The sequence below is a fragment of the Microbispora sp. NPDC049633 genome, from assembly GCF_040675265.1.
Taxonomy (GTDB): Bacteria; Actinomycetota; Actinomycetes; order Streptosporangiales; family Streptosporangiaceae; genus Microbispora; species Microbispora maris.
This window is the reverse complement of the sequence record NZ_JBFAOO010000097.1, coordinates 1-15,484: the sequence shown is the minus strand read 5'-3', so window position 1 is coordinate 15,484 and position 15,484 is coordinate 1. Positions and strand designations below refer to the sequence as shown.

The window sequence follows — 15,484 nt, the reverse complement described above, 5'->3', positions numbered from 1 at the left end:
GATCACTCCCACTCGATGGTGCCCGGCGGCTTGCTCGTCACGTCGAGGACCACGCGGTTGACCTCGCGGACCTCGTTGGTGATCCGGGTGGAGATGCGCGACAGCACGTCGTACGGCACGCGCGACCAGTCGGCGGTCATGGCGTCCTCGGAGCTCACCGGCCGCAGGACGACGGGGTGGCCGTAGGTGCGGCCGTCTCCCTGCACGCCGACCGAGCGGACGTCGGCCAGCAGCACGACCGGGCACTGCCAGATGTCGCGGTCGAGACCGGCGCGGGTGAGCTCCTCGCGGGCGATCGCGTCGGCCTCGCGGAGCAGGTCGAGGCGCTCGCGGGTGACCTCGCCGATGATCCGGATGCCGAGGCCGGGTCCGGGGAACGGCTGGCGCCAGACCATCGCCGAGGGCAGTCCGAGCTCCTCGCCGGCCCGCCGCACCTCGTCCTTGAACAGCGTGCGCAGCGGCTCGACCAGCTGGAACTTGAGGTCCTCGGGCAGCCCGCCCACGTTGTGGTGGGACTTGATGTTCGCGGTGCCGGTGCCGCCGCCCGACTCGACCACGTCGGGGTAGAGCGTGCCCTGCACGAGGAAGTCCACCGGCCCGTCGGCGAGGATCGCGCGCTGCTCGTCCTCGAAGACCCGGATGAACTCCCGGCCGATGATCTTGCGCTTCTCCTCCGGGTCGGTGACGCCCGACAGCGCCTTGAGGAAACGCTCGGAGGCGTCCACGACGCGCAGCTTGACGCCGGTCGCCTCGACGAAGTCCCGCTCGACCTGCTCGGCCTCGCCCTTGCGCAGCAGGCCGTGGTCGACGAAGACGCAGGTCAGCCGGTCACCGATGGCCCGCTGCACGATCGCGGCGGCCACCGCGGAGTCGACGCCGCCCGAGAGCGCGCAGATCGCCCGGCCATCGCCCACCTGGGCGCGCACCGCCTCGACGGCGTCCTCGACGATGTTGAGCATGGTCCAGGAGGGACGGCAGCCGGCCGCCTCCAGGAAGTGCTTGAGCACCTGCTGCCCGTGCTCGGAGTGGAGCACCTCGGGGTGGAACTGCACGCCGTACAGGCCGCGGGAGGGGTCCTCCATCGCGGCGACCGGGGTGGCGTCGGTGGCGGCCGTGACGGCGAACCCGGCCGGGGCGCCGACCACGGAGTCGCCGTGCGACATCCAGACGGTCTGCGCCACGGGCAGCCCGGCGAACAGCAGGCCCTCCTTGAGGACCTGGAGCGGGGTCCCGCCGAACTCGGCGGAGTCGGTCCTGGCGACCTCGCCGCCGAGCGCCCGGGCCATCGCCTGGAAGCCGTAGCAGATGCCGAAGGTCGGCACCCCGGTCTCGAACAGGCCGTCCGGGACCGGCGGGGCGCCCTCGGCGTACACCGACGACGGGCCGCCGGACAGGATGATCGCCTTCGGCTTCTTCTCCAGCATCTCGGAGACCGGCATGGTCGACGGGACGATCTCGGAGTAGACGTGGCACTCACGCACCCGTCGTGCGATCAGCTGCGCGTACTGCGCGCCGAAGTCCACGACGAGGACCGTGTCGAACTCAGACACTGGAAAGGACCCCCAAGAAGGCAGCGAGGCGGTAACGCCAGTCTATCGGCGCGGTGACGCGTCCCGCCCGGCCGCACCGCCCGGGCGGTCAGGCGGGCGGGCGCGGGTCAGCACCGAGATCTCGCCGGAGGCCAGCGCGTCGGAACGCGCCCAGAACGCGGGATCGACGGCGTCGCGCTCCGGCACCTGCTCGATCACCTCGAAGCCGTGCTCCTCCAGCAGGTCCGCCGCCTCCGCCGGGCTCAGGAACGTCAGCCAGGGCTCGCCGTGCTCGGCCACCAGCGGCATCAGGGTCTCGGCGTACGCCCGCGCGCGCGGGCCGCGCATGGCCTCGGGCAGCAGGTGGTCGACGACGATCTCGCTGCCGGGGGCGAGGCGGCCGAGCCCGGCCAGCGTACGGGTGACGGCCGCACGGGTGAGATACGCGGTGACGCCGAGCCAGCTCACGAACGCGGGCCGGGCGAGATCGAAGCCGTGCGCGGCCAGCCGGTCGACCACGCGGCCGTCCTCCAGGTCCGCGGGGACGTACGTGAGACGGGGCGGCGCCGGGAGTCCCGCGCTCTCCATCGCCTCCCGTTTCCAGCGCTGGGTGGCCGGGTGGTCCACCTCGAAGACCTCCACAGGACCCGAGGCCGCCCGGCAGGCGTAGGTGTCCAGTCCCGCGCCGAGGATCACGTACTGGCGGACGCCGCGCCGTACGGCGTCGGCCAGGCGGTCCTCGGTGTAGCGGCTCCGGGTGACGACGGCCGCGCGCAGCCCGGCGGCCACGGGATGGTCGCCCATCGCGCGATGCAGGCCCACCAGTTCCTCCGCGCGCTCCCCGAGCACGGCGTACGCCTGCGGATCGCGGAAGACGACCGGCTCGCCGTCTACGATCAGGTGCGCGGCGCGCGCCGCCGCCGCGTGGAGCGCGGTCCCGCTGGGTCCCTCGGCCTGCACGCGTCGAGCGTAAACCGCCGCGGAGATCGTGACGATGGGCCGGCCGGCTGCCGGATCAGGAGGGCGCGGGCTCCGCCGGGGGCGGGGAGCCGGGGGTCGCGCGGTGGGTGATCTCCACGATGGGCAGGCGCAGCGCGCCCGGCGCGGACGCCGGGACGACCGGCCGCACGGGCGCGACCGGCGTGAGCCGCGCGTACGGCGAGCCGAGGGCGGGCCGGGGGTCGGGCTCGCCCTTGTTGGGCCACAGCGCCATCGCCCGCTCGGCCTGCGCGGTGATCGTGAGGGAGGGGTTCACGCCGAGGTTGGCCGACACGGCCGAGCCGTCCACGACGTGCAGGCCCTCGTACCCGTAGACCCGGTGGTAGGGGTCGATCACACCGCTCTCGGGCGAGTCGCCGATCGCGCAGCCGCCGAGGAAGTGCGCGGTCGCCGGGACGTCGAACAGGTCGAGCCAGGAACCGCCGGGAAGGCCGCCGATCTCCTCGGCCGCCAGGCGGACGGCCTCGTGCCCGGCGGGGATCCAGGTGGGGTTCGGCTCCCCGTGGCCCGGTCCCGCCCGCAGCCTGCCGCCCTTCAGGGACAGCGTGATCGAGTTGTCCTTGGCCTGCATGACCAGGGCGATGACCGTGCGCTCGGACCACCTGCGGTGGTTGAACAGCCGGGGCAGCAGGTGCGGCCGCCGCAGCGCCGCGCCGAGGAACTTCAGCCAGCGCGGTGCCCGGCCGCCGCCGTCCACGAGCAGCGTGCGCAGCAGGCCCATGGCGTTGGAGCCGTCGCCGTACCGGACCGGCTCGATGTGCGTCTCCGCGTCCGGATGGATCGAGGAGGTGATCGCCACACCGCGGTTGAGCCTGCCGTCCTTCGCCGTCGGCCGCTCGAAACCGAGCAGGGCCTCGGAGTTCGTCCTGGTCAGCGCGCCGAGCCGGGGCGAGATCCGAGGCAGCGTGGTCGCCCTGAGGCGGTGGAGCAGGTGCTGCGTGCCGTACGTGCCGGCGGCGAAGACCACCTGGGCGGCGGTCAGCGTGCGGGTGGGGCCGAACGCCCCGGTGCGCTTCACCGTGATCTCGTAGCCGCCCTCGACGGGCCGCACCCCGGTCACGGTGGTCTCGGGGTGGACCTTCGCCCCGGCCTTCTCGGCCAGGTAGAGGTAGTTCTTGATCAGCATGTTCTTGGCGCCGTGCCGGCAGCCGGTCATGCACTCGCCGCACTCGACGCAGCCCCGCCGGCGCGGCCCGACGCCGCCGAAGTAGGGGTCGTCGACCTCGACGCCGGGCTCGCCGAAGAACACCCCGACCGGGGCGAGGTGGAAGGTGTGACCGACGCCCATCCGCTCGGCGACCTTCCTCATCACCTCGTCTGCGGCGGTCACCGTGGGGTTCTCCACCACGCCCAGCATCCGTCTGGCCTGGTCGTAGTAGGGCGCGAGCTCCGCCTTCCAGTCGGTGATGTGGCGCCACTGCGGGTCCTGGAAGAACGGGTCGAGCGGCTCGTAGAGCGTGTTGGCGTAGACGAGCGAGCCGCCGCCCACGCCCGCGCCGGCCAGCACCATCACGCCGTTGGAGCCGCGCAGGACGTGGATGCGCTGGATGCCCTTCAGGCCCAGCGCGGGGGCCCACAGGAAGTCCCTGGCCCGCCACGAGGTCTTCGGCAGGGTCTTCTCGTCGAACCGCCGGCCGGCTTCGAGGACGCCGACCGAGTAACCCTTCTCGGTGAGCCGCAGCGCGGTCACGCTCCCGCCGAACCCCGACCCGATCACCGCGACGTCGTAGTCCAACGCCCCGCCTTCCTTGCTCACTTGAGGTGCAGCCGCTTCATCGTCTTGAGCAGCCCCGCGAGCGTGTCGGCGTACCTGTCGTAGGTCATGCCGAGGATCGGCTCGAAGCCCAGCCACGTGGCCTGGCTCGCCACCGTCTGGACCTCCGTGTACTTCAGCAGGCCCTCGGTCCCGTGGCGGCGGCCGAGCCCGGACGACTTCATCCCGCCCATCGGCGCGTCGTAGGAGGCGTACGCCGAGCCGTACCCCTCGTTGATGTTGACGGTGCCCGCCTTGATCCGGGCGGCGAGGCGGCGGCCCCGGGCGACGTCCCGGGTCCAGATCGAGGCGTTCAGCCCGTACGCCGTGTCGTTGGCCGCGTGGACCGCCTCGTCCTCGTCCCTGAAGCGGTAGAGCGACACGACCGGCCCGAACGTCTCGTCCCGGCAGACGGCCATGTCCTCGTCGACGCCGTCGAGGACGGTCGGCTCGTAGAAGAACGGGCCGAGGTCGGGGCGCGGCCGGCCGCCCGTCAGCACCGTGGCGCCCTTGGCCACCGCGTCCTCGACGTGCGCGGCGACCCCGTCGAGCTGCCGCTGCGAGGTCAGCGAGCCCATCTGCGGGTCCCAGTCGAGACCGGGGCCGATCTTCATGTTCTCCACCGCCCGCACGAACTTGTCGCGGAAGGCGCCCGCGACGGCCTCGTGCACGTAGAGGCGCTCGATCGAGATGCACAACTGCCCGGCGTTGGTGAAGCAGGCCCGGATCGCGCCCTGCGCGGCGACGTCGAGGTCGGCGTCGTCGAGCACGATCATCGGGTTCTTGCCGCCGAGCTCCAGCGAGCAGCCGATGAGCCGTTTGGCCGCCTCCTCGGCGATCCTGCGCCCGCCGCGCGTCGAGCCGGTGAACGCGACGTAGTCGGCGCCGTCGATCAGCGGGTCGCCGATGTCCTCCGGATCGCCGAGCACGACCTGCCAGATGTCGCGCGGCATGCCCAGCTCGGCCAGCAGGTCGATCGTCCACAGCGTGGACAGCGGGGTCTGGGTGTCCGGCTTGTGCACGACGGCGTTGCCCGCGATCAGGGCGGGGACCACGTCGGTGACGCCGAGGGCCAGCGGGTAGTTCCACGGGCTGATCACCGCGACCGTGCCCTTGGGGTGGCGCAGCTCGGTCGTACGGGTGGCGATCGGGAAGATGCCCTGCCTGCGCTGCGGCTCCAGCAGCCCCGACGCCCGCCGGGCGTAGTAGAGCGTGCAGCCCGCCACGTCCGCGAGCTCCTCGTACGCGTGGCGGCGCGCCTTGCCCGTCTCCCACTGCACCACGTCGAGCAGTTCCCCGCGCCGGTCGAGCATCGCGTCGTGGAGCCGCAGGAAGGGCTTGATCCGCTCACCGACCGGCAGCGCCGCCCAGGCCTCCTGCGCCTGCCTGGCCCTGGCGTACGCCGCCCGTACGTCCTCGGGGGTGGAGATCGGGACCTCGGCCAGGACCCCGCCGGTGAACGGCGCGAGGATCTCCCGCGTCTTGCCCTCCGAGGAGACGTGCGCGAGGATCCGGTCGACCATGGCCGCGTCGAGCGTCCGATTCATGGCACCCATGGCGGAAGAATATTCCGGAGCTCCGCTCGTGGCTACCGGTAAGTAATGACCCTCGCGCCGAGGTTACGCGCTCAGCACCGCGCGGAGCGTCTTCCCGAACTCCGCGGGATGCGTGGTGAGCCCCGTGTGCCCGCCCGGGAAGTGGACGAGCTCCGTGCCGAAGCGTTCGGCCAGGAAGGCGGCGGGACGGTAGGGCAGCTCACCACGTGAGTCCGCCCCGGCCGCGAGGACGAGCCGGTCCGACAGGGCCTCCAGACGGTCCACGTCCGGCGTGTACGCCATGAAGCTCGGCACGATGCGCCCGAGGAAGTAGGGCATGTCCGCCATCGTCCGCTCGGCTCGGGCCGCCGCCTCGGGCGGTAGCTCCATGGCCGCCGGGGGCTCGACGGGGTCACCAGGGGCACCAGGGGCACCAGGGGCACCGGCGTCGCCGGGCCGCCTGAGACCGGCCGCGAACACCGCGGCCGCGGGCATCAGTCCCTCTCGTCGGAGCGTGTCCTGGACGCGGGCGAGCAGCGCCCGGTGCTCGGCGGCGTCCGGCAGCACCTCGACCACCGGCGGCTCGTGCGCCACGACGCGTTCGACGCGCTCGGGGCGGGTGGTGAGCAGGTGCAGCGCGACGATCGCGCCGGAGCTGCAGCCGGCCACGCGGGCGGGCGCGTCCGGAGACAGCAGGTCCAGCAGCCGCACCGCGTCGTCGGCGTGCCGCGCGACCGACTGCCCGGCCTCCGGGTCGTCCAGCGGGCTGCGGGTGAGGCCGCGCGGATCGTAGGACGCGACCGTGTAATCGGCGGCCAGGTCGCCCGCGACCCCGTCGTAGGCGGCCGCGCCGCCCGTGCCGCCGGGGATCAGCAGCAGGAGCGGGCCCGTGCCGCGCACCTCGTAATGCAGGCTGGCGCCGTCCACGCGCAGGCGGCCGGTGGTCGGGCTGGTCATGCGGGGTCTCCTTCGTCGTGCGGGGGCCAGTGCTCGAGGAGGGTGTGCAGGGCGTCGAGGCAGCGGACCCAGGTGTCTTCGGCCGGGCGCGCGTGCGCGAACCCGCCCGCGGCCTCGAGGCTGGTGAAGCCGTGCAGCGTGCTGCGCATCAGCCGGACCGCGTCAGTCAGGTCGGGTTCCGCCAGCGCGTAGGCGCGCAGCATGCCGTAGGTCAGCTCGACGGCGCGCCGCGGTCCGGGCGCCCGGGCCACGAGTTCGGGATCGATCTGTATCGGGATCTGTGTCGCCGTGTATCGGCCCGGGTGGTCGTGGGCGTACTGCCGCCAGGCGTTCGCGTACGCGACCAGCGCGTCCTTCCCGGCCCGCCCGGCGATCGCCTCCGCGATGCGGAGGGTCTTCTCGTCCGCCGCCAGCAGCGCGATCCGCCCGCGCAGGTCCTCGAGGTTGCGCACGTGCGCGTAGAGGCTGGCGTCTTTAACCCCGAGCCTGCGCGCCACCGCCGACATGGTCACGTGGTCGAGCCCGGCCTCGTCCGCCAGCTCGGCACCGGCGAGCGTCACCCGCTCCGCCGTCAACCCGGCCCGCCCCATCCGCCCGCCCCTCTTCCTAATGTCATTCGCTATTGCCTAATAATCCTAGATTGTATCTTGGACCCCAAGGCCCATGGGACGTCGAACCGGAGCGGGATCCGATCCGTCTTGTGGGCATGAGGACATCGATTCGTACGGCGGGCGTTCTCGCCGCGCTGCTGGCCACGGGAGCCACGGGCTGCGCGGGTGGCCGTACGGCACAGGATCTCCCGCCCTCTCCGGCCGACCTGACCGGCAAGGTGCGGCTCGTCGCCTACACCGACTGCGACGAACTGGCCGAAGGGCTGCGGCAGGCGGCCGCACGGAACGTGACCCCCTGGGGCTTCGGGGAGAACATGCTCTTCGCGGCCCGTTCCGACGTCGCCACCGCCAAGGAGGCGACGTCCGGGCAGCCGTCGCACTCGACCACGAACACGCACGAGGCGGGCGTGGACGAGCCCGACCTGGTCAAGACCGACGGCAATCGGGTGATCACGGTCACGAGGGGCGTGCTGCGCGTCGTGGACGCCCAGAGCCGGAAGGTCGCCGGAACGCTGCGGCTCGTCGCCGAGGACCAGTCGTGGGCCCAGGGCGACCTGCTGGTCCACGGCGACCGCGCGCTCGTGCTGTTCCAGGGCGGCGGGATCATCCCGTTCGGGGCGACGGCCAAGACCAGGGCCGGCGCCGGCGGCCCGAGATACGTGCTCGTGGACCTGTCCGGCGAGCCGCGCGTCCTCGGCGCGATGACCGCGAACGGACAGCACGTCGACGCCCGGCAGACCGGCTCCACGGTGCGGCTCGTCGTCCGGTCCCAGCCGGCGATCGCCTTCCCGGCGCCGAAGGGGAACGAGCCGGAGAAGGAACTGCTCGAAGCCAACCGTCAGGCCGTGCTGTCCGCCCCCGCCGACGCGTGGCTGCCGTCGTACGACGTCGAGTCCGGCGGCGCGAGCCGCACCGAGCGGGTCGGCTGCGACCGGGTCAGCCACCCCGAGCAGTTCACCGGCACCTCGATGCTGAGCATCCACACGATCGACCTGGCCGCCGCCACACCGTTCGGCTCACTCACCCCGATCGCGGTCGCGGCCGACGGCGACACCGTGTACGGCACGGCGGGCAGCCTCTACGTCACCAGCAATCCCCGCTGGTGGGCGGCCCGCCCGGTCGACGTGGTGCCGATCCCCGAGGCTCCGGCCGCCACGTCCACGCCGCAGCCGGCGCCCGAGCGCACGGAGGTGCACCGCTTCGACGTCTCCGCCCCGGGCGCCCCGCGCTACGTCACCTCGGGCTCGGTGCCGGGCCGGCTGCTGAACCAATACTCCCTGTCGGAGTACGACGGCCATCTGCGGGTGGCGACGACCAGCGGCGCGGAGGTGTTCGGCGCGAGCCCGGGCGGCAGTGAGAGCGGCGTGTACGTGCTCGACGCCGGCACACTCGCGCAGACCGGCTCGGTGACGGGCCTCGGCAGGGGCGAGCGGATCTACTCGGTCCGGTTCATGGACGGCCTCGGCTACGTGGTGACGTTCCGTCAGACCGACCCCCTGTACGCGCTGGACCTGCGGGACCCGGCCGCGCCGAAGGTCACCGGCGAGCTGAAGATCACCGGCTTCTCCGCCTATCTCCACCCGGCGGGCGAGGGGCGGCTGATCGGCATCGGCCAGGAGGCGAGCGGGGAGGGCCGCGCGCTCGGCACGCAGATCTCGCTGTTCGACGTCGCCGACCCGGCCGCGCCCGCCGTGCTGTCGCGGTTCCACCAGGAGCAGTCCGGTTCCGAGGCCGAGTGGGACCCGCACGCCTTCCTCTACTGGCCCGCCACCGGGCTGGCCGTGCTCCCGCTCGCGAACTGGGCCGACGGCGGGATCGCGGGAAGCGCGGCCCTCGCCCTGCGGGTGGGCGACCGCGAGATCACCAAGCTGGGCGTCGTCAGCCACCCGCGGCAGCCCGCCAGGAGCGACTTCGCCCCCGCCGACCAGGGCATCCGCCGTTCCCTCGTCATCGGCGACGACCTGTGGACCCTGTCCGACGCCGGCCTCAAGGTCAGCGACGCGGGCACGCTGACCGACCGGGCGTGGATCCCCTTCGCCTGACGGTCAGTTCCCGTTGCCCCGCGCCTTCGCGAGGTCACGCGGGGGCGCGACGGGGACGATCTCCGGCGCGCCGAGACGGATCGCGTCGGCCTCCTGGTCGGTGTCCTGCTCCTGGGACGCCCGCTCGGCCTCGACCCGCTTGGTGTAGTACTCGACCTCCCGCTTGACCTGCTCGCCGTCCCAGCCGAGCGGGCCGGCCATGAGCTCGGCGGCCTCCTGGGCGACCGCGGTGCCCCGGTGGAAGGTCTCGATCGAGATGCGGGTGCGCCGGGTCAGCGCGTCGTTGAGGTGCCGGGCGCCCTCGTGCGTCGCGGCGTACACGATCTCCGCGCGCAGGTAGTCGTCGGCGCCGTCGAGGGGCCGGCCGAGCGAGGGGTCGCGCTCGATGATCGCCAGCACCTCGTCGATGAGCGAGCCGTACCGCTCCAGCAGGTGCTCGATCCTGGCCACGTGCAGCCCGGAGGCGCGGGCCATCCGATGGCGGGAGTTCCACAGGGCCTGGTAGCCCTCGGCTCCGGCGAGCGGCACCTGGTCGGTGCACGACGGCGGCACGCGCTGGTCGAGGCCGAGCGCGACCGCGTCCACGGCGTCGGCCGCCATGACCCGGTACGTCGTGAACTTGCCGCCGGCCACCATGACCAATCCCGGCACGGGGTGGGCGACCACGTGCTCGCGCGAGAGCTTGGAGGTCTCCTCGGACTCCCCGGCCAGCAGCGGCCGCAGCCCGGCGTACACGCCCTCGACGTCGTCCCTGGTCAGCGGCACCGACAGCACCGAGTTGACCCGGTCGAGCAGGTAGTCGATGTCCGCCCGGGAGGCGGCGGGGTGGGCCTTGTCCAGGCTCCAGCGGGTGTCGGTGGTGCCGATGATCCAGTGCCGTCCCCAGGGGATGACGAACAGCACGGACTTCTCGGTGCGCATGATCAGGCCGCTGCGCGAGTGGATGCGGTCGCGCGGCACCACGAGGTGGATGCCCTTGGACGCCCGCACGTGGATCTGCCCCCGGCCGCCGACGAGCTGCTGGATGTCGTCGGTCCACACGCCGGTCGCGTTGACGACCTGACGAGCCCGCACGTCCAGCTCCGCGCCCGTCTCCAGGTCGCACACGCGCACTCCGGTGACCCGCTCCCCCTCCCGGAGGAAGCCGACCGCCTGCACCCGCGAGGCGACGTGCGCGCCGTACGTCGCGGCGGTGCGCAGCGTGGTCATCACGTAGCGGGCGTCGTCCACCTGGGCGTCCCAGTACTGCACGGCGCCGGTGAACGCCGACCGCCGCAGCGACGGGACCACCCGGAGGGCCTGGCGGCGGGTCAGGTGGCGGTGCCCCGGCACGCCCCGGGTGAGGCCGAAGGACAGCCCGAGCGTGTCGTAGAGCGCGAGCCCCGCCCCGATGTACGGCCGCTCCCAGCCCGTGTGGGTGAGCGGATACAGGAACGGCACCGGCCTGACCAGGTGCGGCGCGATCCGCTTGAGCAGCAGGGCCCGCTCCCGCAGGGCCTCTCTGACCAGGTCGAAGTTGAACTGCTCCAGGTAGCGCAGCCCCCCGTGGATCAGCTTGGACGACCGGGACGACGTGCCGGAGGCGAAGTCGCGCGCCTCGACGAGGCCCACCGAGAGCCCTCGGGTCGCGGCGTCGAGCGCGACGCCGGCGCCGACCACGCCGCCGCCGATCACGACCACGTCGAGTTCCTGCGCCTCCATCCGCGCCAGGGCGGCGGTACGTTCCGCCGGGCCGAGTCGCGCCGTGCCCATCCTCGCCGTCATAGGGCTCCTTCTGTACCGCTTTCACCTCTGTCGAGTAAATCTACCCACGAGTAGCTACCCGGGAATCCACCCTTTCCGCCGCCTTTCCCAATGATCTCCAGAAATGTCGGTGAACTCTTCCCCATGGCCCGACACGCCGCCCCTACGCGGCCGACTCGGCGGACCGCCCCTCACCCGAGTCGGCGGGTCGCCTGCAGGCGACCATGGACGTCCGGGCGTGCGGCCCGCCGTACCAGAACCGCCAGCCGAGGTCGTAGACCTCGACGTCGGCGGCGCCGCACTCCGTCAGCACCTCCGCGTACCGGCGTGCGTTGCGGAAGTCGGCGATCCGCAGCAGACCGCCCGGTCTGAGCACGCGGAAGGCCTCGCGCACCGCCTCCGCGCGGCCCTCCTCCTGCACGATGTTGTGCACGGCGAGGCTGGAGACGACCAGGTCGAACGCGGCGTCGTCGAACGGGAGGTCACGCATGTCGCCGGTGATCAGATCCACCCGGTCGGCGACCCCTTCCGCCCGCGCGTTCGCCAGGGTGGCGTCCTGGCTGTTGCCCGACTGGTCCTTCGTCGCCCACAGGTCGACGCCGGTGGCTCTGCCGGCGCCGGAGAGCCGCGCGGCGGCCTTCAGCAGCACCATGCCCCGGCCGCAGCCCAGGTCGAGGACCTGCTCGTCCCCTTTCAGCCCGAGCCGGTCGAGTTCGGCGTCCCAGACCCTGAACTTGCCGCGGAGAGTGGTGTGCGCGAACAACGCCGCAGCCGCGACGAGCGCGATCCCGCCCACGAGGAGCACCACGGCAGGAATGGGCAGGCCGATCCCGAACAGCACGGCGGCGAGTGCCGGCTCGACGACGCCGCCCACCGCCAGTCCGGCCAGCACGCCGGGGGCGTCCACACCATAATTCGCACGCGGATTCACCACCGCTAGTTCTTACCTCCGGCTCACCCGCCGTGTACAGGGCGGGACGTGGTCCCCATCGGCGGGAGCGCCCGGACCCGGAGCGGTGGGCGCGAGCCGCACACGCGAGGATGGCGGCATGAGCGTGACTCTCTCCGACGCCCGCGTCGTCACCCCCGACGGCGTCCACGACGGCTGGCTGACCATAGAGGACGGCAGGATCACCCACATCGGGCGCGGGCAGGCGCCGCGCGACGGGTTCGGCCTGGGCGGGCGCACGGTCGTCCCCGGCTTCGTCGACATCCACAACCACGGCGGCGCCGGCGGAAGCTTCCCCGACGGCGACCCCGCGAGCGCCGCCGAGGTCGCCGCCTTCCACCTCGGGTGCGGCACGACCACCCTCGTGGCCAGCCTGGTCACCGCCGCGCCCGACACGCTCGCTCGGGCCGCGGCCATGCTCGCCGACCTGTGCGAGCAGGGCCTGGTCGCCGGCATCCACTTCGAGGGGCCGTACATCGCCCGGTCGCGGTGCGGCGCGCACGAGCCCACGCTGCTGCGCGAACCGGACCGGGCGGAGTTCCGCGCGCTGGTCAAGGCCGGGCGCGGGCACGTGCGGATGCTGACGATCGCCCCGGAACTGCCGAACGCGCTCGACGTGATCAGGGACGCCGCCGCCGAGAGGATCGTCGCCGCCCTCGGTCACAGCGACGCCACCTACGAGCAGACGCTCGACGGCATCGAGGCGGGGGCGAGCGTGGCGACCCACCTCTACAACGCGATGCCCTCGCTGGGCCACCGCGCGCCGGGGCCGATCGCCGCCCTGCTGCAGGACGAGCGGGTGACGGTCGAACTCATCAACGACGGGGTCCACGTCCACCCGGCCATGCTGCGCCTGGCCATGGGCGCGGCGGGCGCGGACCGTACGGCGCTGATCACCGACGCCATGGCGGCCGCCGGGATGGGCGACGGGCGCTACCCGCTCGGCCCGATGACCGTCGACGTCGTCGACGGAGTGGCCCGGCTCGCCTCCGACACCCCCGGGCGACCAGGCTCGATCGCCGGCAGCACGCTCACCATGGACGTGGCCTTCCGCCGCACGGTGCGGGAGACCGGGCGCTCGCTGGTGGACGCCGCCCGCATGGCCTCCATGACCCCGGCCCGTGTCCTCGGCCTGGACGGCGAGGTCGGCTCGATCACGGTCGGCAAGTACGCCGATCTGGTCGTGCTCGGCGACGACCTGGACGTCGCCGGCGTGATGCGGCGCGGCGCCTGGGTCCGCCATCCCTGACCGGCGGCCGCGACACCGATCTCCGTGCCGTGCCTCCCGGTGGGGGCGCGGCGCGCTCAGGGGATGATCCGGCGGCGGCGGAATTCGGCGAAGATGTCCAGGAACATCTTGCGGGTGTCCACGAACTCGTGGAAACCGAACCGCCGCGCCTTCGAGCCGTCCGCGAGGAAGTCGTAGTCCCAGGAGAAGACGAAATCGCCGAAGGCCCACGAGGACACCTCCTCGTAGGAGTGCTTCTCCAGGCCGTGCCGCTCGACCATCGAGTCCCACAGGGGTGCTTTGTCGGCCATGACGACCTCCAGCGACATCGGGAGCGGCGGCGCCACCTCCAGCTCGAAGAAGCGGGCGATCTCCGGCCACATCTCCTCCCAGCGGAAGAGATCACCGTTGTTGATGTTGAACGCCTGGTTGGCGCACGCCTCGCTGGTCGCCGCCCACACCGTGGCCTTGGCCAGCAGCGTCGCGTCGGTCATCTCCAGCAGCGTGCGGTACGCCCCGGGCTTTCCGGGGAACCGCAGCGGCAGGCCCAGTTCCTTGGAGATCGACGCGTACACCGCGATCACCATGGCGAGGTTCATCGGGTTGCCGAGGGCGAAACCAGACACCACCGAGGGACGCAGCGCGGACCACGTCCACGCCTTGCCCTTCTGGCGCTCTTCGAGGAAGTTCTGCTGGTCCACGTTGAACTCCGGCGGCATGTGGTGGGGGTCGTCCTCCCGCGCGGGCGTCTTGAACGGCCCGAGGTGCGCGCCGTACACCTTGTAGCCCTGCATCAGGCTGACGTGACGCAGGCCGGGTGAGGCGGCCTCCACGGCCTCGACGACGTTGACCAGCATGGCGAGATTGGGCGGCACCAGCTCCGCCCAGGTCGGCCGGTCCTGGTAGGCGGCGTAGAAGACGTGCGTGACGTGGTCGAGGCCGCTCAGCCGCTCCCGGCAGTCCTCGGCGTTCAGCAGGTCCACGGCGATGTGCCGGACCCGGCCCGCGTCGGTCCCGCCCCGGCGGGACAGGCCGATCACGTCCCAGTCTCCGAGCTCCACGAGGTGGTCGATCAGGTTGCGGCCGATGACGCCGTTCGCCCCCACGACAAGGGCGACCTTGTTGTCCGTGTTCATGATTCAAGTCTCGGGTGAGCAGCGGTGATTAGTCCAAGACATGTAATTCACAGACCCAATAACATTTATTCATGGCAAGCCTGCGACAGCTCGAATACCTGGTCACGATCGTGGAGGAGGGGTCGTTCACCAGGGCGGCCGAACTCCTCCACGTGTCCCAGCCCGCGCTGTCCCATCAGGTGCGGGTGCTCGAACGCGACGTCGGCGGCCCGCTCCTCGAACGTCTCCCCCGGGCGGTACGGCTCACCGCGATGGGGCGGGCGATGCTGCCGCACGCCCGGGCCGCGCTGGCCGACGCGGAGCGGGCGCGGTGCGCGGCGCGACAGGCCGGCGGCCTGGAGACCGGGGAGCTCCAGGTCGCGACCCTCTATTCGGTGAGCCTCGGCGTGCTGCCGCCCGCGCTCCGTGCCTGGCGGCGCTCGCATCCCGGCGTACGGGTCAGGCTGTTCGAGCATTCGCACGCGGAGCAGTTGCGCGAGGCGATGCTGGCCGGCCAGGCGGACCTCGCCATCGGGCCGGCCCCGCGCGACTGGGACGGCCTGGTCACGCCGCTCGGCACCGAACCGTTCCTCGTCGTGCTGCCCGCCGACGACCCGGCGGGCCACCGGGAACACGGCGCCGACGGCGTGCAGGGCGCGGACGCGGTGGACCTGACGGCGCTGGCCGGCCGCGACTGGGTGCACTTCGCGCCGGGCAACGGGCTCGGCGAGATCCTCGACCAGGCGTGCGCGGCCGCCGGTTTCCAGCCGCGGGCCGCCGTGCGCACCGAACAGACGGCCGCCGCGCCCGTCCTCGCCGCCGCCGGGCTGGGTCCCACTCTGGTGCCCGCCAACGTCATCCCGCCCCACTTCGACGGACGCGTGCTGTGGCCCCGGCCGCCCGTGGAGCGCGTCATGACGGCCTACACGCGCGGCCGCCCCGATCCCCTCGCCGCCGCCTTCATCGCGACGCTCGGGCGGGCGGCGTGCCTGGTGCCCGCCCACGTACTCGCCCCTCGCTGAG

12 protein-coding genes are annotated in these 15,484 nt (G+C 72.7%); 3 read left to right on the top strand and 9 right to left on the bottom strand.

What is annotated here, in order from left to right:
* Window positions 1-2 precede the first annotated feature (2 nt).
* The 6 genes from guaA to AB0J39_RS23655 all read right to left on the bottom strand — a co-directional run bounded on the left by guaA (window position 3) and on the right by AB0J39_RS23655 (window position 7,363).
* Window positions 3-1,550 carry a glutamine-hydrolyzing GMP synthase gene (gene guaA, locus AB0J39_RS23680; RefSeq protein WP_363468284.1) on the bottom strand — a complete coding sequence of 516 codons (1,548 nt, stop codon included), beginning with the start codon at window positions 1,548-1,550 and terminating at the stop codon, window positions 3-5.
* Between the two features lie 42 nt (window positions 1,551-1,592).
* Window positions 1,593-2,489 carry an SAM-dependent methyltransferase gene (locus tag AB0J39_RS23675; protein WP_363468282.1) on the bottom strand — a complete coding sequence of 299 codons (897 nt, stop codon included), beginning with the start codon at window positions 2,487-2,489 and terminating at the stop codon, window positions 1,593-1,595.
* Window positions 2,490-2,544: 55 nt separating this feature from the next.
* The gene (locus AB0J39_RS23670; RefSeq protein WP_363468280.1) at window positions 2,545-4,284 is read right to left on the bottom strand and encodes a GMC family oxidoreductase; all 1,740 of its coding nucleotides are present in this window, start codon (window positions 4,282-4,284) and stop codon (window positions 2,545-2,547) included.
* Window positions 4,281-5,837, bottom strand: coding sequence for a succinic semialdehyde dehydrogenase (locus AB0J39_RS23665; protein WP_363468278.1), 1,557 nt, complete (start codon window positions 5,835-5,837; stop codon window positions 4,281-4,283). Before AB0J39_RS23665 ends, AB0J39_RS23670 begins: the two co-directional genes overlap by 4 nt.
* Window positions 5,838-5,900: 63 nt before the next feature.
* Window positions 5,901-6,773 (bottom strand): alpha/beta hydrolase, encoded by an 873-nt coding sequence (locus tag AB0J39_RS23660; protein ID WP_363468276.1) that lies wholly within the window; start codon window positions 6,771-6,773, stop codon window positions 5,901-5,903.
* Window positions 6,770-7,363, bottom strand: a complete 594-nt coding sequence (locus tag AB0J39_RS23655; RefSeq protein WP_363468274.1) for a WHG domain-containing protein — start codon at window positions 7,361-7,363, stop codon at window positions 6,770-6,772. Before AB0J39_RS23655 ends, AB0J39_RS23660 begins: the two co-directional genes overlap by 4 nt.
* A 116-nt stretch (window positions 7,364-7,479) precedes the next feature.
* Between AB0J39_RS23655 and AB0J39_RS23650 the strand changes: the two genes are divergently transcribed.
* Complete coding sequence (locus AB0J39_RS23650) at window positions 7,480-9,426, top strand: beta-propeller domain-containing protein (protein WP_363468272.1); 1,947 nt, start codon at window positions 7,480-7,482, stop codon at window positions 9,424-9,426.
* Window positions 9,427-9,429: 3 nt separating this feature from the next.
* On the opposite strand, the gene AB0J39_RS23645 is transcribed toward AB0J39_RS23650, so the two are convergent.
* Together AB0J39_RS23645 and AB0J39_RS23640 are read right to left on the bottom strand one after the other, a co-directional pair.
* A complete protein-coding gene (locus tag AB0J39_RS23645) occupies window positions 9,430-11,190 on the bottom strand; it encodes a glycerol-3-phosphate dehydrogenase/oxidase (RefSeq protein ID WP_363468270.1) in 1,761 nt (586 codons plus the stop codon).
* Window positions 11,191-11,332: 142 nt separating this feature from the next.
* Window positions 11,333-12,076, bottom strand: coding sequence for a class I SAM-dependent methyltransferase (locus AB0J39_RS23640; protein WP_363468268.1), 744 nt, complete (start codon window positions 12,074-12,076; stop codon window positions 11,333-11,335).
* 142 nt (window positions 12,077-12,218) lie between these two features.
* Between AB0J39_RS23640 and nagA the strand changes: the two genes are divergently transcribed.
* Window positions 12,219-13,367: an N-acetylglucosamine-6-phosphate deacetylase gene (nagA, locus tag AB0J39_RS23635; protein ID WP_363468266.1), complete on the top strand. Its 1,149-nt coding sequence runs from the start codon at window positions 12,219-12,221 to the stop codon at window positions 13,365-13,367.
* Window positions 13,368-13,423: 56 nt separating this feature from the next.
* Here nagA and AB0J39_RS23630 read toward each other — a convergent pair whose 3' ends face one another.
* Entirely contained in the window at window positions 13,424-14,482 is a 1,059-nt protein-coding gene (locus AB0J39_RS23630; protein WP_363468264.1) for an SDR family oxidoreductase, read from the bottom strand.
* A gap of 71 nt (window positions 14,483-14,553) precedes the next feature.
* On the opposite strand from AB0J39_RS23630, the gene AB0J39_RS23625 reads away from it, so the two are divergent.
* Window positions 14,554-15,483 (top strand): LysR family transcriptional regulator, encoded by a 930-nt coding sequence (locus tag AB0J39_RS23625; RefSeq protein WP_363468262.1) that lies wholly within the window; start codon window positions 14,554-14,556, stop codon window positions 15,481-15,483.
* The last annotated feature ends 1 nt before the right edge of the window (window position 15,484 follow it).

Coding starts and splice junctions, on each gene's coding strand:
- AB0J39_RS23645 (WP_363468270.1), bottom strand. CDS start 11,190: ATGACGGCGAGGATGGGCACGGCGCGACTCGGCCCGGCGGAACGTACC.
- nagA (WP_363468266.1), top strand. CDS start 12,219: ATGAGCGTGACTCTCTCCGACGCCCGCGTCGTCACCCCCGACGGCGTC.
- AB0J39_RS23655 (WP_363468274.1), bottom strand. CDS start 7,363: ATGGGGCGGGCCGGGTTGACGGCGGAGCGGGTGACGCTCGCCGGTGCC.
- AB0J39_RS23665 (WP_363468278.1), bottom strand. CDS start 5,837: ATGGGTGCCATGAATCGGACGCTCGACGCGGCCATGGTCGACCGGATC.
- AB0J39_RS23650 (WP_363468272.1), top strand. CDS start 7,480: ATGAGGACATCGATTCGTACGGCGGGCGTTCTCGCCGCGCTGCTGGCC.
- AB0J39_RS23625 (WP_363468262.1), top strand. CDS start 14,554: ATGGCAAGCCTGCGACAGCTCGAATACCTGGTCACGATCGTGGAGGAG.
- AB0J39_RS23660 (WP_363468276.1), bottom strand. CDS start 6,773: ATGACCAGCCCGACCACCGGCCGCCTGCGCGTGGACGGCGCCAGCCTG.
- AB0J39_RS23630 (WP_363468264.1), bottom strand. CDS start 14,482: ATGAACACGGACAACAAGGTCGCCCTTGTCGTGGGGGCGAACGGCGTC.